Source organism: Streptomyces caelestis (assembly GCF_001279005.1).
Lineage (GTDB): Bacteria > Actinomycetota > Actinomycetes > Streptomycetales > Streptomycetaceae > Streptomyces > Streptomyces heliomycini.
Genome location: NZ_LGCN01000017.1, coordinates 119,108 through 142,926, shown reverse-complemented (window position 1 = coordinate 142,926; position 23,819 = coordinate 119,108). Strand labels below are relative to the sequence as shown.

Annotated in this window: 23 protein-coding genes and 1 pseudogene; 12 read left to right on the top strand and 12 right to left on the bottom strand. The window is 67.9% G+C overall.

The window, feature by feature from the left end; all coding sequences use genetic code 11:
- Positions 1 to 27 precede the first annotated feature (27 nt).
- Together ADK41_RS03125 and arsB are read left to right on the top strand one after the other, a co-directional pair.
- A complete protein-coding gene (locus tag ADK41_RS03125) occupies positions 28 to 336 on the top strand; it encodes an ArsR/SmtB family transcription factor (RefSeq protein ID WP_030823065.1) in 309 nt (102 codons plus the stop codon).
- On the top strand, positions 333 to 1,442 hold the full coding sequence (gene arsB / locus ADK41_RS03120) for an ACR3 family arsenite efflux transporter (protein ID WP_030823068.1): 1,110 nt from the start codon (positions 333 to 335) through the stop codon (positions 1,440 to 1,442). The genes ADK41_RS03125 and arsB overlap by 4 nt, the downstream gene beginning before the upstream one ends.
- Positions 1,443 to 1,634: 192 nt before the next feature.
- Here the strand turns inward: arsB and ADK41_RS03115 are convergent, their stop codons facing one another.
- The gene (locus ADK41_RS03115; RefSeq protein ID WP_030823072.1) at positions 1,635 to 2,000 is read right to left on the bottom strand and encodes an ArsR/SmtB family transcription factor; all 366 of its coding nucleotides are present in this window, start codon (positions 1,998 to 2,000) and stop codon (positions 1,635 to 1,637) included.
- 84 nt (positions 2,001 to 2,084) lie between these two features.
- Between ADK41_RS03115 and ADK41_RS41965 the strand changes: the two genes are divergently transcribed.
- The 3 genes from ADK41_RS41965 to ADK41_RS03105 are packed head-to-tail and all read left to right on the top strand — an operon-like array spanning position 2,085 to position 4,911.
- The gene (locus ADK41_RS41965; RefSeq protein ID WP_167353441.1) at positions 2,085 to 2,255 is read left to right on the top strand and encodes a hypothetical protein; all 171 of its coding nucleotides are present in this window, start codon (positions 2,085 to 2,087) and stop codon (positions 2,253 to 2,255) included.
- Positions 2,256 to 2,284: 29 nt separating this feature from the next.
- Positions 2,285 to 3,676 carry an NAD(P)-binding domain-containing protein gene (locus tag ADK41_RS03110; RefSeq protein ID WP_030823075.1) on the top strand — a complete coding sequence of 464 codons (1,392 nt, stop codon included), beginning with the start codon at positions 2,285 to 2,287 and terminating at the stop codon, positions 3,674 to 3,676.
- Positions 3,673 to 4,911, top strand: a complete 1,239-nt coding sequence (locus ADK41_RS03105; RefSeq protein ID WP_030823078.1) for an MFS transporter — start codon at positions 3,673 to 3,675, stop codon at positions 4,909 to 4,911. Before ADK41_RS03110 ends, ADK41_RS03105 begins: the two co-directional genes overlap by 4 nt.
- Before the next feature lie 86 nt (positions 4,912 to 4,997).
- Here ADK41_RS03105 and ADK41_RS03100 read toward each other — a convergent pair whose 3' ends face one another.
- A complete protein-coding gene (locus ADK41_RS03100; protein WP_051843052.1) occupies positions 4,998 to 5,474 on the bottom strand; it encodes a hypothetical protein in 477 nt (158 codons plus the stop codon).
- Between the two features lie 62 nt (positions 5,475 to 5,536).
- Between ADK41_RS03100 and ADK41_RS03095 the strand changes: the two genes are divergently transcribed.
- The 4 genes from ADK41_RS03095 (at position 5,537) to ADK41_RS03080 (ending at position 10,573) form a co-directional block, all read left to right on the top strand.
- Complete coding sequence (locus ADK41_RS03095; protein ID WP_030823082.1) at positions 5,537 to 6,082, top strand: flavoprotein; 546 nt, start codon at positions 5,537 to 5,539, stop codon at positions 6,080 to 6,082.
- Positions 6,083 to 6,724: 642 nt separating this feature from the next.
- Complete coding sequence (locus tag ADK41_RS03090; protein ID WP_030823084.1) at positions 6,725 to 8,125, top strand: UvrD-helicase domain-containing protein; 1,401 nt, start codon at positions 6,725 to 6,727, stop codon at positions 8,123 to 8,125.
- Complete coding sequence (locus ADK41_RS03085; protein WP_030823086.1) at positions 8,122 to 8,820, top strand: DarT ssDNA thymidine ADP-ribosyltransferase family protein; 699 nt, start codon at positions 8,122 to 8,124, stop codon at positions 8,818 to 8,820. The genes ADK41_RS03090 and ADK41_RS03085 overlap by 4 nt, the downstream gene beginning before the upstream one ends.
- Before the next feature lie 46 nt (positions 8,821 to 8,866).
- On the top strand, positions 8,867 to 10,573 hold the full coding sequence (locus ADK41_RS03080) for an ADP-ribosylglycohydrolase family protein (RefSeq protein WP_078661863.1): 1,707 nt from the start codon (positions 8,867 to 8,869) through the stop codon (positions 10,571 to 10,573).
- Between the two features lie 356 nt (positions 10,574 to 10,929).
- Here ADK41_RS03080 and ADK41_RS03075 read toward each other — a convergent pair whose 3' ends face one another.
- Together ADK41_RS03075 and ADK41_RS03070 are read right to left on the bottom strand one after the other, a co-directional pair.
- Complete coding sequence (locus ADK41_RS03075; RefSeq protein ID WP_051843054.1) at positions 10,930 to 12,099, bottom strand: serine/threonine-protein kinase; 1,170 nt, start codon at positions 12,097 to 12,099, stop codon at positions 10,930 to 10,932.
- Between the two features lie 44 nt (positions 12,100 to 12,143).
- Complete coding sequence (locus ADK41_RS03070; protein ID WP_158717653.1) at positions 12,144 to 13,934, bottom strand: hypothetical protein; 1,791 nt, start codon at positions 13,932 to 13,934, stop codon at positions 12,144 to 12,146.
- Positions 13,935 to 14,092: 158 nt separating this feature from the next.
- Here ADK41_RS03070 and ADK41_RS03065 point away from each other — a divergent pair, with 158 nt between their 5' ends.
- Positions 14,093 to 14,827, top strand: a complete 735-nt coding sequence (locus tag ADK41_RS03065; RefSeq protein WP_030823093.1) for an SAVMC3_10250 family protein — start codon at positions 14,093 to 14,095, stop codon at positions 14,825 to 14,827.
- A 73-nt stretch (positions 14,828 to 14,900) separates the two neighbouring features.
- Here ADK41_RS03065 and ADK41_RS03060 read toward each other — a convergent pair whose 3' ends face one another.
- The 7 genes from ADK41_RS03060 to ADK41_RS03030 all read right to left on the bottom strand — a co-directional run bounded on the left by ADK41_RS03060 (position 14,901) and on the right by ADK41_RS03030 (position 21,211).
- Positions 14,901 to 15,944 carry a serine hydrolase domain-containing protein gene (locus ADK41_RS03060; RefSeq protein WP_030823095.1) on the bottom strand — a complete coding sequence of 348 codons (1,044 nt, stop codon included), beginning with the start codon at positions 15,942 to 15,944 and terminating at the stop codon, positions 14,901 to 14,903.
- 94 nt (positions 15,945 to 16,038) lie between these two features.
- Positions 16,039 to 17,127 carry a glycosyltransferase family 4 protein gene (locus tag ADK41_RS03055; protein ID WP_030823097.1) on the bottom strand — a complete coding sequence of 363 codons (1,089 nt, stop codon included), beginning with the start codon at positions 17,125 to 17,127 and terminating at the stop codon, positions 16,039 to 16,041.
- 23 nt (positions 17,128 to 17,150) lie between these two features.
- Positions 17,151 to 17,687, bottom strand: a complete 537-nt coding sequence (locus ADK41_RS03050) for a dCTP deaminase (RefSeq protein WP_030823100.1) — start codon at positions 17,685 to 17,687, stop codon at positions 17,151 to 17,153.
- On the bottom strand, positions 17,684 to 18,223 hold the full coding sequence (dcd, locus tag ADK41_RS03045) for a dCTP deaminase (protein ID WP_030823103.1): 540 nt from the start codon (positions 18,221 to 18,223) through the stop codon (positions 17,684 to 17,686). The genes ADK41_RS03050 and dcd overlap by 4 nt, the downstream gene beginning before the upstream one ends.
- Complete coding sequence (locus tag ADK41_RS03040) at positions 18,223 to 19,455, bottom strand: metallophosphoesterase (RefSeq protein ID WP_030823106.1); 1,233 nt, start codon at positions 19,453 to 19,455, stop codon at positions 18,223 to 18,225. Before ADK41_RS03040 ends, dcd begins: the two co-directional genes overlap by 1 nt.
- Positions 19,452 to 20,771 (bottom strand): UDP-N-acetylglucosamine 1-carboxyvinyltransferase, encoded by a 1,320-nt coding sequence (locus tag ADK41_RS03035; RefSeq protein ID WP_030823109.1) that lies wholly within the window; start codon positions 20,769 to 20,771, stop codon positions 19,452 to 19,454. Before ADK41_RS03035 ends, ADK41_RS03040 begins: the two co-directional genes overlap by 4 nt.
- A gap of 2 nt (positions 20,772 to 20,773) precedes the next feature.
- Positions 20,774 to 21,211: an ATP-binding protein gene (locus tag ADK41_RS03030; protein ID WP_030823111.1), complete on the bottom strand. Its 438-nt coding sequence runs from the start codon at positions 21,209 to 21,211 to the stop codon at positions 20,774 to 20,776.
- 175 nt (positions 21,212 to 21,386) lie between these two features.
- On the opposite strand from ADK41_RS03030, the gene ADK41_RS03025 reads away from it, so the two are divergent.
- Together ADK41_RS03025 and ADK41_RS03020 are read left to right on the top strand one after the other, a co-directional pair.
- Positions 21,387 to 22,658, top strand: coding sequence for a helix-turn-helix domain-containing protein (locus tag ADK41_RS03025; RefSeq protein ID WP_030823114.1), 1,272 nt, complete (start codon positions 21,387 to 21,389; stop codon positions 22,656 to 22,658).
- Positions 22,655 to 23,209: a flavoprotein gene (locus ADK41_RS03020; protein ID WP_030823116.1), complete on the top strand. Its 555-nt coding sequence runs from the start codon at positions 22,655 to 22,657 to the stop codon at positions 23,207 to 23,209. The genes ADK41_RS03025 and ADK41_RS03020 overlap by 4 nt, the downstream gene beginning before the upstream one ends.
- A gap of 67 nt (positions 23,210 to 23,276) precedes the next feature.
- Here ADK41_RS03020 and ADK41_RS38660 read toward each other — a convergent pair.
- Positions 23,277 to 23,669 (bottom strand): annotated as a pseudogene (locus tag ADK41_RS38660) (mobilization protein); the annotation flags it as partial.
- Between the last annotated feature and the right edge of the window lie 150 nt (positions 23,670 to 23,819).

Here is a 23,819-nt window from a genome sequence, read left to right as displayed (position 1 = left end):
CGGGCGATGATGTGAAAGTATCAGTGCATGCTGACTTCAGTCGATCCTGATGTGATCCGGGTGCTGGGTGATCCGCTCCGCCTTCGGATCGTGACCCTCCTGGCGCGCGAGACGCTCTGCACGACGCACCTGGTCGAGGAGACCGGAGCCAAGCAGACCAACCTCTCCAACCACATGAAGGTGCTGCGCGAGGCCGGGATCGTGGAGACCGAGCCCTGCGGCCGCTACACCTACTACAAGCTCAAGCCCGAGGTCCTGACCGGCCTGTCCGAACAGTTCGCCGAACTCGCCGCCTCCGCCCGCACCGCCGCCGAGAACAAGAGGGCCTGCCCGTGACCTCCACCGAGCCCACCACATCCGCTCCGGCCGGGGTCGGGGACGACTCGATCGTCAAGAAGCTCTCCACCCTCGACCGCTACCTCGCGGTGTGGATCCTCCTCGCCATGGCCGTCGGCCTGGGACTCGGGCGAGCGATTCCCGGACTGAACGACGCGCTGGCGAAGGTGGAGGTCGGCGGGATCTCCCTGCCGATCGCGCTCGGCCTGCTGATCATGATGTACCCGGTCCTGGCCAAGGTCCGCTACGACCGGCTGGACGCCGTCACCGGCGACCGGAAGCTGATGATCTCCTCCCTGGTCGTCAACTGGATCCTCGGACCCGCGGTGATGTTCGCCCTGGCGTGGATCTTCCTGCCGGACCTGCCCGAGTACCGCACCGGCCTGATCATCGTGGGCCTGGCCCGTTGCATCGCCATGGTCATCATCTGGAACGACCTGGCCTGCGGCGACCGCGAGGCCGCGGCCGTCCTGGTCGCCCTCAACAGCGTCTTCCAGGTCATCGCGTTCGGTCTGCTGGGCTGGTTCTACCTCGACCTGTTGCCCGGCTGGCTCGGTCTCGGCGACGGGGAGCACCTGGACATCTCGATGGGGGAGATCGCCCTGAACGTGGTCGTCTTCCTCGGCGTCCCGCTGCTGGCCGGCTTCCTGACCCGCCGGATCGGCGAGCGGAAGATGGGCCGTGAAGGCTACGAACAGCGCTTCCTGCCGAGGATCGGCCCCTGGGCGCTGTACGGGCTGCTGTTCACGATCGTCATCCTCTTCGCCCTGCAGGGCAAGACCATCACCTCCCAGCCTTGGGACGTCGCCCGGATCGCGCTGCCGCTGCTGGTGTACTTCGCGGTCATGTTCTTCGGCACCTTCCTCCTCGGGAAGGGCCTCGGGCTCGCCTACGACCGCACCACCACGCTGGCGTTCACCGCGGCGGGCAACAACTTCGAGCTGGCCATCGCGGTCGCCATCGCCACCTTCGGCGTCACCTCCGGCCAGGCCCTCTCCGGCGTCGTCGGCCCGCTCATCGAAGTCCCGGTGCTGATCGGCCTGGTCTACGTCGCGCTGGCCTGGCGCAAGAAGTTCGCCGCCGGCACGGTGACGACGGCGCCGTGACGCAGCACACGGACGTGGTGGTGGTCGGCGGCGGCCAGACCGGCTCGCCGCCGGCCACCGCCTGCGCCACCAGGGCCTCGACCACGTGATCCTGGACGCCGGCGCGGCGCCGGTGGGGCCGCCTCGCCCGGCGACGTCGTCGCCGTCCCGCCCGGCCGCGGCGTCTGGCCGTGGATCCGGCTCGGGCGGTGGTCAGCCGCGCAGGTCGAGCAGGGCGGCCATGGCCGCCACCACGGACGGGGCGACCTGGTAGTAGACCCAGGTGCCGCGCCGCTCCGAGGTCAGCAGGCCGGCCTCGCGGAGCTTCCTGAGGTGGTGGGAGACGGTCGGCTGGGAGACGCCGACGTCGGCGATGTCGCACACGCACGCCTCGCCGCCCGGATGGGAGGCGATCTTGGAGAAGAGGCGCAGGCGCACCGGGTCCGAGAGCGCCTTGAACATGGCGGCCATCTTCTCCGCGTCCGCCGGGGACAGCTCACCGGCGGTGATCGGCGGGCAGCACGGCGCCGCGTCGCCGTCCTGCAGGACGGGCAGTTCCACGACCTCTGAATTCGACATGTGTCTATGTTGACACTCGTCGATACGGGTGGCAAGCTCCGAGGCGTGGAGAGACATCGACAGGCGTCGAAGCAAGGAGTCGTCGTGACCACCACCCTCCGTACCGTGCTCACCGCGGCCCGGGCCCGCCGCGCCGCCCGCCACCTGGCCGGCGTCAGCTTCTGCGACAGCTGCGCCCAGGTCAGCGACAGCGCCACCCGGGCGGCCGAACGCAGGCAGCACGCCCAGCTGACCGCCTTCACCCACGCGCGCTGACCCCTTCGTCCCCGAGGAGACCGAGCATCATGAGTACCCAGCAGCTCCCTGTCGTCGTCATCGGGGCCGGCCCCGTCGGGCTCGCCGCCGCCGCCCACCTCGTCGAGCACGGCATCGAGCCCCTCGTCCTGGAAGCGGGCGGCCGTGCCGGCGCGGCCGTGCGTGAGTGGAGCCACGTGCGCCTGTTCTCCACCTGGGGCGAGGTCGTCGACCCGGCCGCCGAGAAGCTCCTGGCCCCCACGGGCTGGACCCGGCCCGACCCGGCGACGTACCCGTCCGGCGGTGACTGGGCCGAGCAGTATCTGCAGCCTCTCGCGGACGCCCTCGGCGACCGGGTCCGCGCCGGGGCCACCGTCACCGGTGTCTCCAGGGCCGGCCGCGACCGGATCGTCGACGCCGACCGGGAACAGCAGCCGTTCGTCGTGCACGTCGAGTACGCCGACGGCCGTGAGGAGCGCGTCTTCGCCCGCGCGGTGATCGACGCCTCCGGTACGTGGGCCACGGCCGGCCCGGCCGGCGGCAGCGGCCTGCCCGCGCTCGGCGAGAAGGCGGCGGCCGACCGGATCACCTACCGCGTACCGGATCTGAAGGACCCGACCGTCCGTGCCCGGTACGCGGGTAAGCGCACGGCCGTCATCGGCTCGGGCGCCTCCGCCTTCACCGCGCTCGCGTACCTCGCCGAGCTGGCCGAGTCCGAGGGCGGCACGGGCACGCACGCGGTGTGGATCCTGCGCCGCGGCATCTCCGGCTCCACCTTCGGCGGCGGCGCCGCCGACCAGCTGCCCGCCCGCGGCGCCCTCGGCCTCGCCGCGAAGGCCGCCGTCGACAAGGGGCACGCGGACGCGGTCACCGGCTTCCGCGCCGAGGCGTTCGAACGCGACGCCGACGGACGCCTCGTCCTGGTGGGCGAGGACGGACGTCGTCTCGACCCGGTGGACGAGGTGATCGTGCTGACCGGCTTCCGCCCCGACCTGTCCTTCCTGGACGAGCTGCGCCTGGGCCTGGACGAGCGGCTCCAGGCGCCGGTGGAACTCGCCCCGCTGATCGACCCCAACCAGCACTCCTGCGGCACCGTCTACCCGCACGGTCACCGGGAGCTCTCCCACCCCGAGCAGGGCGTCTACCTGGTCGGCATGAAGTCCTACGGCCGCGCCCCCACCTTCCTGGCCATGACCGGCTACGAGCAGGTCCGCTCCGTCGCCGCGGCCATCGCCGGCGACCTCGACTCCGCCGACCGCGTCGAACTCACCCTCCCCGAGACCGGAGTCTGCGGCGGCGCGGGCCTGTTCGACACCCCCGACGCCCAGCAGACCGGCGGCTGCTGCGCCGCACCGGAACCCCAGCTCGTCCAGCTCGCCGCGCCCGCGGCGGTGGGCACGGCTGCCGAGGAAGCACCGGCGGGCGGCTGCTGCGGCTCGTGACCGGCCTCCACACCCGCGACAGCGGGGCCGCGACCGGAACAGGGGACCGGTCGCGGCCCCGCGCCGCCCTCCCCGCCCTCTGCCTGACGCAGATCGTGAGCTGGGGCATCGTCTACTACGCCTTCCCCGTCCTCAACCCCCAGATCACCGCCGCGACCGGTTGGCCGGCCGGAGCGACCACCGCGGCGTTCTCGCTCGGCCTCCTCGTCTCCGCGCTCGCCGGAATCCGTGTCGGGCGCATCCTCGACCGGCATGGCCCGCGCGCCGTCATGACGATCGGCTCGGCCCTCGGCGTCACCAGCCTGCTGGTGGTCGCCACAGCTCCCAACCTGACCGTCTTCTTCGTCGGCTGGTCACTCGCCGGACTCGCCATGGCGGCGACCTTCTACCAGCCCGCCTTCGCCGCCCTCACCCGCTGGTGGGCCCCCGACCACATCCGGGCCCTGACCGTCGTCACCCTCGCCGGCGGCCTGGCCTCCACCGTCTTCGCACCGCTGACCGCCCTGCTCGCCGACCACCTCTCCTGGCGCCACACCTACCTCGTACTGGCCGCCGTCCTCGCCACCGTCACCATCCCCGCCCACGCTCTGGCGCTGCGTGCCCCGTGGCCCGACGCCCCACCCACGACCGCGCATGCGGACACCGGCGAGTCCAGAACAGAGCGCAGCAGACCGTTCCTGCTGCTCGCAGCAGCCTTCACCCTGTCGGCGTTCACGATGTACGCCGTCGTCGTGGCCCTCGTCCCGCTTCTCATGGAACGCGGCTACACGACCAGCCAGGCCGCCTGGGCGCTTGGACTCGGCGGGGCCGGACAAACCCTCGGCCGCACCCTGTACGCCGCACTGGCCCGTCGCACCACCGTGACGGCCCGCACGACGATCCTGATCGCTCTCGGCGGCCTCACCACCGCCGCTTTCGCCGCCGTCTCGGGCCCCTATGCCTTGCTGGTCGCCGTGTCCATCGCGGCCGGCATGGTCCGAGGCAAGCTCACCCTGCTCCAGGCCACCGCCGTCACCGACCGGTGGGGAACCGCCCACTACGGTCGGCTCTCCGGACTCCTCGCGGCACCGGCAACCACTGCGGCCGCCATGGCCCCCTTCGCCGGAGCCGCGCTCGCCGCACCACTAGGTGGGTACAGCCACCTTTTTGTGTTCCTGGCCGCCATCTCCATGATCGCCGCTTCGACTGCGGCCTGGACCAGTCCTGACACCGACAAGCAGGCTAGGAGCGAGTAGAGGACCTGCCTGGCTCCCGAGCCGTCATCAGCGCTCCGAGCGGGAGAGGGCGTCACTGGCCTCCTTCGGGCCGCGGCTTTCCCGCTCTACCTGTTGCCGGGCTTGGCATGCAGGTGGACATGGAAGGCGACCGCGTGGCCGGCCATCGAAGCCTTCCAGGGCGCGGCATCGGCCCGGGCGATCTCCTGCCACGCCGCGGCGTTGGCGGCGGCGAACGCCTTCTTGGCCTCCGCCGGTGCGGTGCGCCAGGAGGGGAAGCGGCAGGCGAGGGCGTCCGCATCGACGAGCGTGTGTCCGGCTTCGAGGATCCGCAGGATGAGGATGGCGGGGTCGATCCAGGCTGCACCGCGTGTGGGCCAGGCCCAGTCGATGATGTGGGCACGGTCGTCCACGAGCACGTTGTGCGGGGCGAGGTCGGTGTGCAGGAGGGGGTCACCGGCGAAGAGGGCGGCGGTTCCGGGTGGAGCGTATGCGGCCCAGCGCTGTTCGGCGGCCTTGACGGGGGTGTCCGCCGGGGCCGTGGTCCTCTGAAGTTCAGCGATCACCGACGGCGAGACGTGCATCGGCTGAGACACTGCCCAAGCTGCACATGCGTCAGTGTCAGCCGCCGACTGGGAGTGCCCGCGTGAGTGACCAGCACGACAAGCCGTTCCTCCAGATCGTGGTCTGCGCGGCCGGGATCGCCGCCGACGTCGGCCGACTGATCACCGCGGCACAGGAACGGCACTGGGACGTCGGCGTCGTCGCCACCCCGCAAGGAGTCGGCTTCCTTGATGCCGAGGCGGTCGAGGCCCAGACCGGCCGCCCCATCCGCTCGGCCTGGCGATCACCGAGGGAACCGCGCCCTAGCCGAGCTGCGGATGCGATCGCGGTCGCCCCGGCCACCTTCAACACGGTCAACAAGTGGGCCGCCGGAATCTCCGACAACCTCGCGCTGGGCATCCTGTGCGAGGCGCCCGCCATGGGCGTTCCGGTCGCCGTGCTGCCGTACCTGAACTCCGCCCAGGCCGCCCACCCTGCGTACCGACGGAGTCTGGACCTGCTGCGCGAGATGGGTGTCCTGATCGGCTCCTACGAGCCTCACCGGCCGAAGGCGGGCGGCGGGGCCGACCGCTATCGCTGGGAGGAAGTGCTGGAGCTGCTCGCCCCGAGGCTGTCCGCGCGATCGTGATCAGCGTCGGCGTGCTGGTGGCGGCGGGGGCGAGAGGGTGGTCTCGCCGGGTGCCGCCCAGCGCTCGGCGGACCGTGGGCGCATATGGGTGCCCCGGGTTTCAGCTCATACACCCCGGATGCGGGAAGGCCTTTCCCCGGCACTGGAAGGGGTGGGTCCGAAGACCCCGCCCGCTACCACCGGAACCCCGGCTCAGGGCCACACCAGGCAGTACGCCTGATGCCCCGCCTCGTGCAGCCGGTGGCTGAAGTCCTGCCACTCGTGCAGCGAGTGGGAGGGGTGCGGTGCTGACCTGGGGTTTCGCAGGGAAATGTGCGTTGACCTGGGGAAACTCTTCTCCGTAGTTCTCACGGGTCAACGCCGTTTCCCAGGCTCATGTGCCCTGGATGTGCCCCCGGCGGTGATCGGCTGGCTAGGTGGGCAGGGTGCCGCGGTGTGGCTCGCGACGATGCAGTTCACGGCCGTCAGTAGCCGTTCGAGCGCTGGGGCGACGCTATGCACCCCGGGGCAAGCGGCCTGACGCCGACGGCACAGGCTACAGCGGAGGGGCCCTGCGGTTCGTAGGTAGGTGGAGAGCAAGTTGAGGAGACCAGACCGTGCATCATCTGTACCAAGTGACCATGGACGCGTCATAATGTCGCGATGGGGCTTTCGTTACCTGACCCGAAGGGTCACCAGCGGGACGTCGTCTTCCTGAACGAACGCGGTCACTGCGTCGTTCTGGGCACGGCGGGCAGCGGCAAGACGACGATGGCGGTCCATCGGGCTCATTATCTGGCCACGGCCCCGGGTATCGGAGGCCGCACTCTGTTGGTCACCTTTAACAAGGCTCTCGTTACCTATCTCAGGGGTATGAGCACCGCGTCTCCGAACCTGCAGATCGAGACCTATCACACCTTCGCGCGCGGCTATCTCGCGCATCGCACTAAGGCGCCGGTGCGCATATGCAAGTCCAAGAAGCAAATGGTTGAGCGGGCGCTGGGGGAGGCTCGTGAGCGCCACCCCTCCCGGGCCGTTATTCACCGCCCGCTCGATTTCTTCTTAGATGAGCTGCATTGGATGGTCGGGCACGGCATAGTCGACCAGCAGACGTATGTGGAAGGCCGCGCCCGTCGGGTTGGCCGGGGCAGGCCCCTTCAGCAGCTCGATCGCGAAGTCGTCTTCGAAATCTGCCAACGGTACGTGCAGTTGCGTACCGAAGCCGGGTACGAGTACGACTTCGACAACATGGCGTCAACCGTCTTGGCCGCCCTGAAGGTTGATCCCACCAATCGGCTTTACCGGCATGTCGTCGTCGATGAGGGCCAAGATTTTACACCCGAGATGATTCGAAGCCTGGCGGCGGCCATTCCCGGCGACGGATCACTGACTTTCTTCGGAGATTACGCGCAGCAGATCTACGGAAGCCGGATGTCCTGGCGCTCCCTGGGCCTTCATGTGTCAAATGTCGTGGAGTTCGCCCACAACTATCGCAACAGCCGTCAGGTCGCCCAACTCGCCCAGTCCCTGTCGGATATGCCGCATTTCAAGGACGACGTCGATCTGGTCCAGCCGACCGGTGCGGCGGCCGACGGCCCGAAACCCACCATCCTGGAGACTGCAGGCAAGGAAGAACAGCTCGTTCAGGCGGCGAGCAACGCCCTGGCGCTGGGCGCGGACCGTCAGGTCGCCATTCTTATGCGCACCCGAGACCACGAGGACAAACTCAGGTCGCTCCTCGACGGAGGTCGTGTCCCGGTTCACCGCCTGCACCGTGAGCTTGCGCGGTGGACGGACGAGCCGGGGGTGTTTTACGGGACTTACTCTGCGGCGAAGGGCTTCGAATTCGACTCGGTGATCCTCCCATTCTGTGATGCGGACGAGCTGCCGAAAGCAAGTGAGGTGGAGGCGCATGGCCTCGACGAGGCCAAGGCACGCGAGGCCCGGCAGTTGTACGTGGCCATCACCCGGGCTCGTACAGACCTCATCATGCTGCACTCAAGCAAGCTGACCGATCTGCTGCCGCAGGAGATGTCTGACTTGTACGTGCGGGTGAGCTTGTGAGTGACGTCCTTGAGCAGGCCCGGGCCCGCGGTATCACCCGTCTGTGCCATCTCACCAAGTCGGCCAACCTGTCCCACATCCTCGACACCCGGCAGATACGTCCCGTGGCCACCCTGCAGACGGCTGCCGACGCCTTCCGGCCTGCCGATACTCAGCGTCTGGACGGCGCACTGGAGTTCACCTTCCTGAGCATGGAGTATCCGAACACCTGGTACCTGGCTCAGGCAGCGAGCAGGGACCGCCATTTTCAGGATTGGGTGGTTCTCACGCTGGACGTCGACCTGCTCGCCACTTCCGGCGCCCGGTTCTGTCCCTACAATTCCGCACGAGACAGGAGCGCCGGCGCCCGGCTGGGTGCCGACGGCTTCAACGCCATGTTCGCGCCCACGGTGACCGGCAAGGTGACTTTGCGGCGAGAACATGGGCACCCGTCCTGGTGGCCCACGGACGACCAGGCGGAGATACAGATACCCGGAACTATCCCACTGTCCGCCGTACACTCTGTCATCGTCCGGGACGAGAAGCAGGCGGAGCTGGAGTACTTCAGACATGCCCAGTTCGGCATGGCGGTTTTGCTGCCACCTCTGGTTGTCGCTCCTGTGCTCTTCGACAAGTACGCCCTGAGCCGCTCGGTGCGCTCCGGCAATCGGCCACCGGAGAGCCCGTACATCCCCCGAACAACTCTGGCAGAGTGAACACGTGAACGCTGAGCTTCACCCATGGACCGACAGAGCCTGCGGCATGCTCCTAGGAGCAGCCGTCGGGGACGCCATGGGCTGGCCTTACGAGCGGCGGGACCGGACACGCTCACTTCCGCCACTCAGCCAGGTCTCGGGTCGATTCTTCGCCTGGCAGCGGATGGCCAGCAGCCGATTCCGCCCGATCCTCGAGGAGATCGGACCAGGCGAGTACAGCGACGACACTCAGATGCTCATCGCCGTGGCCCGCGCTCGCCTCACAGCGGGAGACGACTGGCTCACCTGGCTGCAGCGAGTTGAGTGGCCTTTCCTCCTCGACTACGAACGTGGCGCCGGGGCCAGCGTCAAACGCGCCTGCCGTGCCTGGGAGAAGCATGAATCGGCCTGGGGTAAGAGGGCCGATGACCAGGAGAAGTACTTTAGTGCCGGGGCCAACGGCGCGGCCATGCGCATTGCGCCGCACGTCATCGTTCACCACGAGGGCTCCTTTGGCGACCTAGCAGCCGACGTGATCCGCGACGCGGTGACGACACACGGACACCCGCGTGCTCTCTTGGGCGCCCTGGTGCATGCGTACGCTCTATGGATCAGTTTGCGACAACCCGCACCGCTGGCCTACGGCTGGCTCATCGAGGCCGCGCTGGACGGTCTGAAAGACTGGCGGGAACCGGTGTGGCAGAGCCTGGACGGACACTGGCTCGATGCCGCAGCCAAGGCGTTGCCCGGCGGCTATGAGCGGGCCTGGGACGACACCGTGCAGGAGGTGGAGGATCTTCTCACCAGCGCACGGTCCTCACTGGACAGTGGCGCGCTAAGTGCTCCCTCCGCCTTTCTGGAGGAACATGGCCTCACCCGGACGAAGACGCGTGGTTCGGGAACCCTGTGCGCGGTGGCCGCCATCTACCTCGCGGCCCGGTCCGCCGCCGGCCCTGAACGTGGCATCGGTATCCCAGCCCGCCAGGAAGGCGCGGACACGGACACCTTGGCGTCCATGACTGCCAGTCTGCTCGGCGCAGGTCTGGGCCAGGAATGGCTCGGCTCATTCGGCCGGACCGTTCAGGACAGTGCCCTGATCATCAGGCTGGCCGAGAACCTGCTCTGTCCCGTCTCCACGACACTCGTCCTGCCCTCCCGCGACGAGGCTGACCAAGCTCGCTCGCGGTTCCTAGAGGAGCTCGACAGGGCCGACACCCGGGCCAGTCTCCTGCTCCCAGACCGCCGCCAGGCCCGCATCGTCGCCCGAGGCCCCATGACGTCCGGCAACTGGACGGCGCAACGCACCCATCTGGCCACCGCGGACGGCCAGAACCTCTTCCTCATCCGCAAGGTCCAGCGGGCGGAAGCGGAAAGCGTCCACGAAGTTCCTCGCAGTGAGGCAGCACCGACCGCCGGGCAACGAGCGAGCCGCCTTCCGACCGAGGCCCGGCTCCAGGGCGCCTACCTGCCCGTCACGGACATCAGCCGCGTGACCGAAGCGCTCACGGCTCTGGGGTTGAGTGCACCCCGCCGCGGCAGCGACTGGGTCTCCTACGAGAATCTCGTCATTAGACAAGCGCATACCAGGGAACGGGCCACGGGCGTTCCGCGTGTCCAACTTCGTGTAGCCATCGCCGACGTGCAAGTGGCCTGGGAGCGTCTGCGCGGAATGGCGTTCGATGGAGCAGTCCAACGGGACGGGGGCGCCTTCTGGGTGCAAATCGATCCGTATCTGATCGTTGCCGTCAACAATGCCGAGCCGCCTGTCGGGTGATTTGCGGCGAACTCAAGAGCCCGTGCCCCCGTGGGACCAACGGACGGAGATAGCTGCCAAGGCTCTGGCACACGGACTTTCTACCAAGCCGCAGTCTCGCGAACTCAAGGCCCATCACTACGAGTTCGTCGATGGTTCGGACGATCTGGTGAGATCGGAGATGATGCTGGCCCAGGCGCGCAGGCGGGCGATGCAGCCGCAGAACACTGAGAGGAAAAAAGTCGGACGGTGTTGACATGCACCGGATGCGGCTCCGCATTCTCCTCCCACCGGCTCAGCTCGTGAGGTGCGGTTAGCTTGTGGAACGTGCTTCGGACCCAGCTATGTGCAGCGCGTCACGTGGGCTGAAGGAATCGCTAGTTCGCGCCCGATCGCGTAATCCACCGTGCGACACCCTCGAAGGCGTTCAGTGCTCGTACGTCGTAGGGGCCGAAGAAGTCTTGGCAGTCATGGCCGAGTCGGTCGTAGAGGGCTGCTGCTCCTCGTGCGTCACCTGACTGGCCTGTGAGTTCGGCGTGTTCTTCCCGTGCCTCAATCACCGATTGGTCGCTCGGTCCGAACCGGAGCTCCAAATCGAAGATGCGGTGGTCCAGTCCTCGGATGCGTCCAGAGAGACCGGCATTGCTTCTGTGAGACTCGGGCAAGTCGGCTTGTCCGACGACGTCGTCCAAGTCCAATGCGTCCAGGACGATCTGGGTCTTGCTCACCGCCTGTGCAACCGCTTGGGCGCTCTTCGGTCGCTGCGCTGGATCCTTGGCCAGGAGCCTCTGGACAATGGAGTCGAGCTGAGCGGGAACGCCAGGGCGGTGGGCACTCGGGGGTGCTGGCGTATCGTCCTGATGCATTCTGCCCACAGTCATAGGGTCGTCCTGTGGGCTGCCAAACGGTGGGCGCCCTGTCAGCATCTCGTAGAGGACACATCCTACGGAGTACAGGTCGCTGCGCTGGCTACCTTGCTCGTCGTTCCATCGCTCCGGTGCCTTGTACAGCGGGGTACCCGCACTTGTGTGGGACTGAGTGACGTCGGCGAGAAAAGCCAGCCCAAAGTCCACGATCTTCACGTCACCTTTGTGCGTGATCATGATGTTGCCAGGCTTGATGTCGCGGTGGATCACCTCAGCAGCGTGCGCGGCGCCTAGGCCCTCGCAGATCTGGCGCGTCCATCGCACGGTTCGCTCAAGCGTGAGAGTCGGCCCTGTCTTCAGATGCTCGGCGAGGGACCTACCCTCTACGTACTCCATGACGATGTAGAACTCGCCGTCGTGTTCGCCGGTGTCGTAGATGTGTGCGACGTTGGGGTGGTTGACCCGCGCCATGGCCAAGCCTTCACGTTCGAACATTCTCACTGTCCACTCGGTGAACTCTGTGAGGGCTCCCTGCTGGGTAAGACGTCGCCGTGCGAGGAACTTCAGGGCCACGGTGCGGCCCAGCTTCGTGTCCTCGGCTGTCCACACATCGCCCATGGCGCCGCTGTCGCGGCGTTCCCTCGGCTTGAAACGGCCGCCGATCAGCTTGGAGGTGTCCACCCGTTTCCTTTTCTGCCTTCTCGTCGGATCATGTCACCCAGTGGTCAGTTCTCGTTGCGGTGCCCTCCCCATAGGGTGAGAGCTGTCAGTTGTTTCATTGCCTCGTGCCATTCCTCGAAGAAGTCCTCGCGCTGGTCCAGCGCCTTCGCCAGCGTAGCGACGGACTCGTTCCGCAATCGGTCTCCCTGTTCGTTCACATGCTTCTTGCGTAGTGGAACGCTCCAAATCTCCCATATCACCCACGAGACCATGCCGAGGGTGAGTAGGAGGAAGAGCCCCTGCCATGCCCCGTCGACGAACGGCACTACGAGTGACCCACTGAAGCCCCCTATCACCAAGGCGCAGCAGACGCGTGGCCATCTGCGTACCACAGCGTCTGACTGGGCCTGGGTCTGTTGCTTGATGTGCGAGGTGAGGTCATTGACCAGCGGGCCCGGCTCCACCAGAAGTTGCGGATCCGTCGGAACGGTGGAGGACCAGCCCGCGACGCTCAGGGTGATGTGATGTGGAAGGTGATGCCGGGAGTCTGTGACGACTCGGTTGGCGGCGTGCTCCAAGCTCGGCCAGATGGCGCGAAGGGCCATGCGGCGAGCCGGCGGCCCGAGTTGTGCTTCGTCCGGCTCGAAGACGGCTTGGTCGAGCAGTTCCATGAAGGTCACTGGTTGCGTGTCGGGGCCGAATGACGACTCATGTGCCCGCGTGGCTGCCTCAAGGTCTCCTCCGTGTTCGATGACACGCTCAAGCCGCCGCATCTTCTCGCGTATGTCTGCTTCGTCGGGTTCGAGCTGGTTGATCAGGCGCTCCAGGGCACTTTCGATGTGGTTGCCGTCGCTGACGGGCCAGTCCACTCCGTCGGGACCGTCTGGGAACATGCGTCTGAGATAGGCCAGGGTTCTGTCGGGTACGGTCGCGAGTTCCCAGCCGTGGCAGAGTGTGTCCCACTGGTCTCCGCAAGTCTTGCGCAGTGCCGTGTACTGGTTCTTGGTCATGCGCCGGCGCAGGCTCTGCAGCCGAGCCTCCCACTGCTCACCACCGTTCATGTCAGCTGTTGCGTAGGTGTCGCTCAAAATGCGAATGCTGCTCCGGTTCCATCGCGCCATGGCCTGCTGGGTGTAGCTGAGCGCCTTGTCCCCCAGTTCCTTGCTCGCGATGGCGTCTAGGACGACGAAGAAGTCCTGTCCGAGTTCCCCAGGGTCGAGCGACTGCAGGTAGAGGTCCATCCATGCGGCCGCTTCAGTCTCGTCTCCGAGGCGGGAACAGGTCAGCGAGAAGAAGAGGTTGGCTTTGGCGGCGTCCAGCATGCATGCATGTGCGCGGGCGCGCTCGCCCCGCTCGTCCTCGTTGCGGAACTTGGCCGCGACCGCCATCGCGGCCGGAGCCAGCCAATATGTCGGTTCGAGGAGCATCCGCTCTTCGGTGCAGGCTCGCACGGTAGCCGTGTTGACCACATTTCTATAGACAGCCTGTGCGGTAAGGGTGTGGACCAACCCGCGGGCGAGAGCGCGGGTGTGCTTGCGTTGTGCGAAGTCCGCGTGCCACTCGGTTGTCAGGCGGGACAGTTCGGCCTGGGCTTTGGCCACCTCTCGATCGCGGCCATACTGTTCGATGAAGGTGTCGAGGACTTGGCGTGTGTCGGTGATCGCGCTCTCTAGACCTGCGACCTCCTGGCGCACTTCGGTGACCTCGCCGCTGAGCCTGACGACGTCCGCTCGCACGTCGTGCAGTTTGTCCTCGTGGCGGGCTTGTCCTTTCCCTATGCCCTCCACCCGTTCGCTGAGTTGATGCAGTGCTGAGTCCGTCTCAAGCCGGTCTTCCATGACGTCCCCCGAGGTCATCGCGGCGTACGGTATGTGCCTGCTCATTATCGAGTCCGAGAGCATGATCTGGGCTCAACTGGCCTGATTCATTGCATGGTTGCGCTGCACCGGTCGGTGTCAGCGTGGGATGGCAGTATGAGCGGGCACGTGGCCAGTACACCGGATGGGGGCGTCCCTTGCGTGAGATCGTCTATTTGTCGGAAAGTAAACTGCGGCAGTTCGTGCCTGAGCCGCGACGTGTCCCGCGCACGGGCGCACTTCGTGTGACCACGCCGCTCGGCGGTATCGACATGGACGCGCCGGTCGCGGATGGGGAGCAAGGCCAGCTGCGGCACCTGCGTGAGGTGCACAAGCATCTGGAGCTTGTTGCGGATTGGTACACCGAGCCCGACTTGCGTCCCGGCCAGTGGATGCAGTTCGAGGTCTCGCTTCGGTGCGTGACACTCAGCGGTGCCCATCAGGATCTCGTGCTGTTCGTGGACTCGGTGCGTGGAGAAGGCACAGGCGATACAGAAAGAAGCTGCCGTTTGCTGATGCATGGGTCGGTCCGGCATCTGAGAGGCTGGACTCCGGTGTCGGTGGATGGTCCTGTGCTGGAGGTGGTTAACTCCGGGTCCAGTCTGGGGTCCTCTTTCGTCACCCGGGCCGGGCAGGTCGTCGAGGCACTCGCTAGGCACCGCGACCCGCTGCCCGTGGATCAGACTCCAACTCGCACAGCCGTGGACCTGCACGGCCGCGGAGTGCAGGAGCTGTTGCGCGCCCTGGATGGTGAGGACGTCAGCATTGACACGTCCGCGTTGATGACCGGATACGCGCGTGTAACCGGGCTTCTTCCGAGCACCGGGACTGATTCTCGATGCGTGGTAGCGAGCCCGCTCTTCGTGGAGTACGCGACGGTGCTCTCTGAGTAGAGTCTTGTGTGACTGAGACCGTTAGCCTCTGCTGGACGGTGCCCACTCAGACTGGCGGTCACACCATCCGGTCTTACCTGAAGGCGAGCTCCCGGAAGCCGTTGCGGATGTCGGTCAGTGGTGCGCGGTCGCGGGTGTAGTAAAGCTTGTTGGTCAGGAGCACCGCCCAGCGGCCCCCGGTGGGGGAGATCCACATGCCTGTGCCGGTGAAGCCGTAGTGCACCCAGACGTCCTCCTCGGTGGTGGTGCCGGGAGCGGGATGCCAGAACAGGCCACGAGCCGGCTGGAGCTCACCAGTCTCGATGGTCAGGGAGCGGGTGATCCACTCGCTGCCGAAACCAGCCCGCACATGGGACGCGGCAGGGCCGAGCATGTACCGGAGGAAGGTGGCGAGGTCGTCGAGTACGGTGAAGACGCCTGCGATGCCGCAGACGCCTCCCAGGAGGCGGGCAGAGAAGTCGTGGGCGACTCCCTTGAGGTGGGTATCGGTGTTCTGGTCGAGTTCGGTGGGAGCGCAGCGGGCGGCGAGGCCGGCGGGCAGGGGACCGAAGCGGGTGCCGGTCATGCCCAGCGGGTGCCAGGTGCGGGCGGTGGCCAGTTGGTCCAAGGGCTGGTCGGCGAGGTGTTCGGCGAGGTAGCCGAGGATGAGGGCGGCCCGGTCGGTGTACTCGACGGCTTCGCCGGGTGATCGGTGGAGTGGCTCGTGCAGTACGCCACGGCGGATGTCGTCCGGGTTGGTGCCGTAGAGGTTCTTCAGCTGGGCTCGCAGTGGGACGCCGGCGGTGTGCGTCAGCAACTGCCGGGCGGTGACGGATCCGAGTGGGTGTCCGGTGACCTCCTGCCAAAAGCTGGCGAGCGGCTGGTCGAGGTCGAGGGTTCCGTGCTCCCACAAGGCGCCGATGGAGGACCAGACGGCCAGGATCTTGGTGAGGCTGGCGGCGTCGAAGACGGTGTCGGTGCGCATCGGCACGTCCGGCTCGTCGGGGTCGAGGATGCCGGTGGTGCCCTGGGCGAGGATGCCGGTGGCGTCGCCGAGGGCCCACACGGCACCCGGATACACCTTGTCGCGGACTCCCTCGTCGAGCAGGGCTTCGATGCGGTCGCGGTCGTACGTCATGGTCTCCCTCTTCGCTGGGGTGTCCCGTCGGCCAGCGTAGTGACGTTCGCGGAGCGGTTCGGGTAGTGACGTGTCGGGTCGTCTGGCGGTCGGTTCAAGTGAGCTGCTGGCCGAGGTCGGTCAGCAATCGTGCGGTCGCCGAGAGGGGATAGCGTGCCGCGTTTGCATAGCCTGTCTGTCTCAGGGCGGCCAGCAGCCCGGGTGTCCTTCTCAGCCGGTCGAGGTCGCGCGCGAATGCGGCGGAGTGGGTGAAGTCAGTGGCCATGCCGGAAGCGGCGAGCGTTTCGCTGAGACCAGGGACGGGCTGGTACAGGACGGGTAGTCCGCATGCCTGGGCTTCCAGCGCGACCAGTCCCATGGCTTCCAGGGTGGTGGACGGCATGACCAGTACGTCGTGTTCGGTGAAGGCTTTCCACAGCTGTGGGCGGCGCAGCCAGCCGAGGTAGCGGACTCGTACGCCGGCTCGTTGCAGCAGCGGGGCCAGTGCGTGGAACTGGGCTCTGGGCGCGGCGACGCTCAGCTCGACACCGGGCACCGGGGCCAGACTCTTGATCAGGGCCTCACCACCCTTTTCGGCGGTCAGGCGTCCTGCGTACAGGAGCCGCAGGTGGCTGCTGGAGGTGCGTGCCGGCCGGGCGGGCGGTGCGGTGAGCAGGTGGTCGGGGATGCCCCAGGGGATGGGGGTGATCTTGCGGCGTTCGATCTGCGGGGCGAGCTTGAGGAGGCGTTCGGCCATTGCGTTGGTCGGGACCACGATGGCGTCGGCGGCCCTGGCTGTTTCGCGCAGCACTTGGAGCTGGTCTCGGTGGGTCTCGGCGAAGAGCAGGTCCGTGCCGTGGACGAGGGCGATCCGAGGATGCGCGGGCAGAGCGCGGATGAGGGCAGGAGTGGCGCCGAATGCGAGGTGCTGCAAGTGGAGGACGCCGATCTGCGTGGGATCGAGTATGGCTGTGAGCGCTCTGCTCAGGGTGGCGACGTAGCGACTGAAGGCCGTTCCTTCCAGACATTTGCCTGCTACGGGGAGCACGCTGAGTCCGGCGGGTGGCCGGGGACCGTGACCAGGTGGCGTGAGCATGAAGGCGCGGGCCGGGATGAGGGGTTCCTCGCCGGTGTAGAGGTCGAGGAAGAGCTCGACGCTGCCGCCGGGGCTTCCAACGGGGAGGTCCAGGAAGGTGGCAGCCATCGGGCCGGTGGCCGAGCGAGCGTTCACCGCGTGCCTCCGTCGATCTCCTCGTAGAGTCGCGAGACGTCGATGCCTTCCGTGGTCGCGTACTTGGCGGGCTGTTGCTGGTAGCTGGCCGGTGCGCCGAAGGTGGTGAGGAAGACGAGCTTGCCGAAGGTCATGCCCGGATACACGCGCACAGGTCGGGCGGCGCGGATCTCCAGCGTCCACCGGATCGCATGGCCCTGGTGTCCGAGCGGAGCCGACACGTGGACCCAGATGCCCAGGGAGCCGGTGGTGCGGTCGCCGTTCAGCAGCTGCGCGTACGTCTCCGAACCGGTCCGCTCCAGGGTGATGCCGAGGTAGAGCAGGCCAGGGCGCAGCACGAAGCCGGCGTCGGGGATGGACTGCTCGGTGAAGGCGGTGGGGGTTGCGGCGTCGAGGTCGCCGTCGCAGACGCGGATGGTGGCGCCCAGCCGCCAGTCGTAGGCGTTGGGGGAGACGCGGCTGGGCTCGTACGGCTCGATGGTGATCTCGCCGGCCTGGACGGCGGCGGCGATGGCGGGACCGGTGAGGATCACGATGCCACCACCTGGAGCCGGGCGAGGTCTCGCCAGTAGGCGGAGGGCTGCGGTCCTGTGGCGGCCTGGTATTTGCCGCGGTAGAGGTCCACGACGCCGGTGGAGACGAAGAACATGATCTGCGCGATTTTCATGCCTGAGTACACGCGCAGCGGTCGGATCGGGGTGAGCATGAGCGTCCACTGGCCGTGGAAGCCGATGTCGCCGATGGGGGCGGTGATCTCGACGAACAGGCCGAGACGTCCGACGGAGGAGCGGCCGAACAGCAGCGGCACGAACGTGTCGGAGCCGACCTCTTCGAGGGTGTGGCCGAGGTAGAGCTCGCCCGGCTGGAGGACGTGCCCGTCCGGGCCGATGGTGGTTTCGCGGGTGAGGTTGGGCCGGTGGGCGTCCAAGACGGGGCCCGTGTAGGTGATCAGGGTGGGGCCCAGACGCACGTTGTAGCTGTTGGGGTTGACCTGGTCGGCGGCGAACGGGGTGATGCGGAGGCGGCCGTCGTGAGCGGCAACGGTGATCTCCGGGCCGGTGAGGATCATCACCTGCCTCCTTCCACGGTGTCGGGAGCGGTGAGGACGTGTTGGACGGCCTGGTCCAGACGCAGGCCGGCCTCGCGCGTGCGTCCGCTTAGGTAGGTGTCGGCGAGGTAGTCGGTGGTCAGCACGGTGGTGACGGCGTCCGGCAAGGGATCGGGTGCGGTGACGAGCGGGCCGGTCTGGGTGGTCAGCTGAGACAGCCAGCCGGGGAGGTCGCTTCGTGCTGGATCCGGCACGTGGGCGTGCACCAGCTGGTTACCGAACGGCTCGATGGAGAGCAGGTCACCCTGGGTGAAGGTGTCGCCGAGTGGTACGGCGCGTAGTGCCGTTTCGTTGAGGATGACCGCGTCCGTGCCGAGCGACGTGCGCAGGCGGGCGGTGAGGTTCCGAAGCAGGCTGCGCCGATCGAGGACCTGGTGGCGGTAGGCGGGACTGATCGGGCCGAGGATGTCGGCCAGTTGTTGCTTGACGTCTTCGATGCGGGAGCGCAGATCCGCAAGTTCCGTCGGAACGACGCTCGGGGCCCGATCGGGGAAGGACGTGGCGCCCGCGCCCCATCCCGTACCCACGGGCATGGCGATCGCATAGCCGCCGGCGAGCTCTCGGCCCTTGACGACCAGGGTGCCGTCGACTCGGACCGGCCCGTACTGATCGCTGTGGCAGTGCCCTGCGAGGACCACGTCGAGGAAGGGACAGGCCGCCGCGAGATTCCGGTCCTCGTCGAAGCCGGAGTGGCTGAGCAGGACCCAGCTATCCACCTCGTGGTGGGCGAGACTCACCTCCCGCAGGGCCTGGAGGGGATCGGTGACGCAGTGGCCGGCTCGCTGGGCGGCCGGGATCGAGTGGAAGGCTTGCCGGCCGATCACAGCGGTTACGCCGACGCGCCGTCCATCGATGTCGGCGATGTACAGGCGGCGGAACAGAGCGTCGCCGGTGTTGGCATCGACGGCGTTGGCGCAGACAGTGCGCCGGTGAAGGTCGGGTTCGAAGTGGTGGGGCCAGCCGTGGTTGCCAGGGGCCAGCACGTCGTACAGCTTGAGCAGGATCTCCCGCTCGATGGTGCCTCGGGCGAGGCGGTAGTAGCCGCTGCCTTCGAAGAAGTCGCCGCAGTCCACGATGAGCGAGGTCGGGCGCAGCGCGTGGAGGTGGGTCAGGAAGGGCGCGGCGTTGTCGAAGGAGGAGTGGACGTCCGTCGTGGCAACGATCTGGCGCAGGTTCCGGTCGTCGGTGGTCATGGGGTGACCTCGCAGATGTCGGCGCCCAGGGTGCGCAGCTTGCCGGTCAGGTCGGCGTGGCCGCGGCGCAGTTGGTCGAGGCCGCCGATGGTGGTGACGCCTCGGGCGGTGAGGCCGGCGACCATCAGGGCGGACCCGGTGCGGATGTCGGTAGCTTCGACGCCCGCGCCCGTCAGCTGCTGGGGCCCGGTCAGTCGGCATTCTGTGGGGGAGATCTCTTCGATCTCGGCACCCAGGCGGGTCAGCTGAGGCAGCAGGTTGCCGTGGCGGCCGGGATTGATGGCGTCGGCGAACAGATGCGTGCCGGGCAGCCCGAGGGCGAGTGCCATGAGCGGTGGCTCGAAGTCGGCGTCCAGACCGGCCGGGCTCAGGGAAGCGATGGCCCGCAGGGGACGGCCAGTGAGGGCTGTCTCCTGGGCGCGGACGGTAAGGCCATTCGGCTCCGCGTCTGCGGGGATGCCGAGCTGATGAAGGGCTGCCACGAACGGGCCTACGTCCTTGCCCTGCACGCCATTGATACGGGCAGTGCCGCGTGTCGCGGCGATCGCGCAGGCCAGCGTGGCTGCCTCGATCTTGTCTCCGGGCACCGTCCAGTTGGCGGGGGCAGCGGGCGGCGAGGAGGGCGGTGAGAGTGTGAGTACATGCTTGCCAGCGCGCGTCTCCCAGCCCACCGAACTCAGGGCGCCGAGCACGCTCAGGACTTCGGGCGAGAGATTGGGCTGACCCAGCCGTAAAGGTCGGCCGGTCGTGAGGGCGCGCAGTGTCGCGGCCACGGTCGCACCGCGGGAGCGGAAGGGCAGAGCGATGGAGACGGTGCCGGTTTGTGAGGTGTGGGCCTCGATGCCGTATCCGGAACTGTCCTGCCGGCTCCGGTCGCCGAACGCCTCGTACACCTTGAAGTGCAGCTCCATCCCGCGCGCACCGATCCGGCAGCCGCCCGGCCAGGGCAGCCGCGCCTGGCCGTAACGCGCCAGCAGAGCAGGAACGAGATAGTACGAGGCTCGGATCTGGGCCGCCTGCGTTAGATCGGGCAGTCCCCGAGATGATTCCGTCGGCAGGATCACATAGGTGGTCGGTTCACCGACGGGTTGCGCGACATGCCAGCCCGCCTGTTGCAGCAGAACAAGCATGATTTGGACGTCCGTGCTGTCCGGGACGTTGCTCAATCGGACCGGGCGACCGAAGGCCGCCGCAGCGGCCAGAAGCGGCAGAGCGGCGTTCTTGGAGCCGTCGACGCTCACGGTGCCGGCGAGCGGCGGCCCAGGGCGTACGGCGATCACCTCGGCGGCCACACTGGGGGCGTGGGTGGTCGTCATCATCAACTCCTCTGGAGGGGAAGGACGCAGGCGACTTCCTGGCTGGGTTTGCTGGGCAGGTCGATCTCGGCCCAGCAGCGCTTGCCGTTCTCGGTCGGTTCGGCGTGGTACCGGTCGGCGAGAGCGGCGACGAGGAACAGGCCCCGGCCGCCCTCGCGCTCCGCGTCGGGCAGAGCCGGGTGGGGTAGCACCGGGCTCGTGTCGCAGACCTCGATCCGCAGGACGGCCTCGTCGAGACAGACCACGAGCGAGACGGATCCGGTGCCGGCGTACTGGACCGCGTTGGTGACGAGCTCGCTGATCAGTAGTTCGGCCGCGTGCACCACCTCGGTGCCCAGTCCCCAGCCCCCGCCCGCTATAGCGTCCACGGCCTGGTGCCGGGCCTGGCTTGCTGCGGCGGGCGTCGTGGGCAGGGAGAGAGCGAGCTGGTGCGCTTCCATGAGCGGCCTCCCGGTGTAGGTGGGGCTACACCAAGCAACCACGCCGTCGCCGTGAGTGGTGAGCCCTGACGCTGGCGCTGCATGACTTATGCAGGGGCTGCATCACCGCGAACTACGGCTGACCTATGCTCGGTTGAGCAGGCAGGATCAGCGACGGCGGAGGGAGCCGTGGCAGATGGCCGATGCATATGGGGAAGCGAGACGGATCGCAGAACGGATCCGTCGAGCACGGGTGTTACAGCGGCGTTCACAGCACGACGTTGTCGCAGCGCTCGGGTATCACCAGTCCAAGGTGAGCCGTCTGGAGAGCGGTCGAGGCACGGAGGACATCCGCGTACTACGCGCCATCGCGCAGGAACTGAACATCCCGCCTTATGAGTTGGGCCTTGCCCAAGCTCAGGACGTCCCCGTCGCCGATCAAGAAGCTGACGACATGCACCGCCGCACCTTCCTCGCCGCGAGCATCGCAGCGCTCACGGCCCCGGCCGGCTCTTCGGCCTCGCACACCGCCCTCGTCCAGGCCCTCCTGCCCGGTCCCGGCCCTGGGGGCACCGATGGCCCTCAGGACATGGCCGTCCTGTACGAGCGCGTCGGATCAGCACTCAAGCTTTTCCACACCTGCCACTACACAGAGCTGGAGCGCACCCTCCCGAGCCTGATCGCCGACCTGCGACTGGCGGCCGGTGATGCGACGGGCAGGGACACCGTGTCCCGGCTCCTGGCCACGGCGTACCAGACGGCGACGAGCCTGCTGCTCAAGCAGCACGACCAGGGCAACGCATGGCTCGCCGTCGGCCGGGCGATGGCAGAAGCCGAACGCTCAGGCGACCCGGTCGTTCTCGCCTCCAGCGTCCGTGTCCAGGCCCACGTCCTGGTCCGCGAGAAGCACGCCACAGAGGCCGTCACCCTGGTACGGCACACCGCGGACCAGCTCACCGGCTCCTACGACCGGCGTTCACCGAAGTACCTCGCCGCCGTCGGACTGCTGCTCCTGCGCGGTGTGACCGCGGCCAGCAGCCGCGGTGATCGCGCGGCCACGAAGGAATTCCTCACCGAGGCCAAGGAAGTCTCCCGGTACGTGACCCTGGACCGGCCCGACGCCTGGGCCACCTTCAGCCCGACCAACGTCGCTCTGCACGAGCTGAGCGCTCTGGTGGCCTTCGGCGACGCCGGCCTCGCCCTTCAGGCTGCCCGGCCCCTCATGCGCCGGCACATCCCGGTGCCCGAACGCCGGGCCGCACTATGGGTCGAAGCGGCCCGCGCCTACAGCCAGCAGGGCCGCCTTGCCGACGGCTACCAAGCCCTGAGGATCGCCGAGACCTGCGCTGCCCAGGACATCCGCCGCCCCGACGTCCGCAACCTGGTCGCCGACATGGCCGCCCGCGACCGCCGACGTACCCTGCCGGAACTGCACCACTTCAGTCGCCAACTGGGAGTCCCCGCGTGACCGAACCGACCGCCCCGGACAAGAAGCCCTTCCTGTACATCGTCGTGTGCGCGGCAGGCGTGGCCCGTGATGTCGGCAAGCTGATCACAGCCGCCCAGGAGGCGAACTGGGATGTCGGCGTCATCGCCACACCGCAGGGATGTGGCTTCATCGACGCCACGGCGATCGAGGCACAGACCGGTTACCCGATCCGCTCCGCCTGGCGTTCACCAGGAGACCCGCGCCCCCTGCCCCCGGCGGACGCGATCGCCGTGGCTCCCGCCACCTTCAACACGATCAACAAGTGGGCCGCCGGTATCTCCGACACCCTCGCCCTGGGCATCCTGTGCGAGGCGTACGGCATGGGCATCCCGACCGTGGCCCTGCCCTACCTGAACTCCGCCCAGGCCGCCCACCCCGCCTACCAGCAGAGTCTGGACCGGCTGAGGGGGATGGGTGTCCTGATCGGTTCCTGCGAACCGCACCGGCCGAGGGCCGGCGGCGCGGCGGACCGCTTCCGCTGGCAGGAGGCGCTGGAGTTGCTGGAGCCTCTGGCCAACACGGTGCGGTGACGCTGTTCCCTCGGTGTGGGAAACCTGAGGGTGGACGCGGCAGGTACCTCCGCGCCCGCTGACGGCATCACCGGTGTCGAGCAGGTGCCGCCAGGCCAGGCTGTGACGGGCTGGATGGAGTCTGGCCAGGCTGTGCCGGTCGGGCTGCAACGCTGATGCGGGCTTGGGCAGCCCGTGCTCGGGCGCTGGGAGCTTGCCGGGCGGCGAGGCGTTGGACGCGCCAGGTGAGGGTCCTGGCGGTGGAGCGGGCGTCGTCGAGGGTGCGCTGGCGTGCGGCGTGCTGGAGTAGTTGCTCGGGGGCGTGGCCGGCGTTCTCGGCTTCGGTGAGGACTGCGGCCAGTGCGGGCCAGGCAGGGTCGTCGAGGGCCTGTTGGGCGTGGTCGGGCAGGATCACGAGGATCCGCTGGGCGTGCCGTTCCATGGCGCGTGCCGGCGGTTGGCGCTGAGCCAGGGCGGCCAGGAGGAGTTCGTCAAACGTGGCGTCCCGCGCGTGTCCTTCTTCTTTGGCGGGAGGTTTCGGGGCCTGCGGCACGTTGGCGGCTGCCTCCGCCACGCCTGAGGGTTGGGCCACGTCGGGCGCGCTCGGTGCCTGCTTCGGCAGGAAGTCGTC

What these genes read in the sequence shown, in the direction of transcription:
- ADK41_RS03070 (WP_158717653.1), bottom strand. Translation starts at nt 13,934, where the DNA reads ATGACCTCGGGGGACGTCATGGAAGACCGGCTTGAGACGGACTCAGCA.
- ADK41_RS03110 (WP_030823075.1), top strand. Translation starts at nt 2,285, where the DNA reads ATGAGTACCCAGCAGCTCCCTGTCGTCGTCATCGGGGCCGGCCCCGTC.
- ADK41_RS03030 (WP_030823111.1), bottom strand. Translation starts at nt 21,211, where the DNA reads ATGGAAGCGCACCAGCTCGCTCTCTCCCTGCCCACGACGCCCGCCGCA.
- ADK41_RS03060 (WP_030823095.1), bottom strand. Translation starts at nt 15,944, where the DNA reads ATGACGTACGACCGCGACCGCATCGAAGCCCTGCTCGACGAGGGAGTC.
- ADK41_RS03125 (WP_030823065.1), top strand. Translation starts at nt 28, where the DNA reads ATGCTGACTTCAGTCGATCCTGATGTGATCCGGGTGCTGGGTGATCCG.
- ADK41_RS03040 (WP_030823106.1), bottom strand. Translation starts at nt 19,455, where the DNA reads ATGACCACCGACGACCGGAACCTGCGCCAGATCGTTGCCACGACGGAC.
- ADK41_RS03025 (WP_030823114.1), top strand. Translation starts at nt 21,387, where the DNA reads ATGGCCGATGCATATGGGGAAGCGAGACGGATCGCAGAACGGATCCGT.
- ADK41_RS03055 (WP_030823097.1), bottom strand. Translation starts at nt 17,127, where the DNA reads ATGGCTGCCACCTTCCTGGACCTCCCCGTTGGAAGCCCCGGCGGCAGC.
- ADK41_RS03115 (WP_030823072.1), bottom strand. Translation starts at nt 2,000, where the DNA reads ATGTCGAATTCAGAGGTCGTGGAACTGCCCGTCCTGCAGGACGGCGAC.
- ADK41_RS03035 (WP_030823109.1), bottom strand. Translation starts at nt 20,771, where the DNA reads ATGACGACCACCCACGCCCCCAGTGTGGCCGCCGAGGTGATCGCCGTA.
- dcd (WP_030823103.1), bottom strand. Translation starts at nt 18,223, where the DNA reads ATGATCCTCACCGGCCCGGAGATCACCGTTGCCGCTCACGACGGCCGC.
- ADK41_RS03080 (WP_078661863.1), top strand. Translation starts at nt 8,867, where the DNA reads ATGCTCCTAGGAGCAGCCGTCGGGGACGCCATGGGCTGGCCTTACGAG.
- ADK41_RS03090 (WP_030823084.1), top strand. Translation starts at nt 6,725, where the DNA reads ATGGGGCTTTCGTTACCTGACCCGAAGGGTCACCAGCGGGACGTCGTC.
- ADK41_RS03100 (WP_051843052.1), bottom strand. Translation starts at nt 5,474, where the DNA reads ATGCACGTCTCGCCGTCGGTGATCGCTGAACTTCAGAGGACCACGGCC.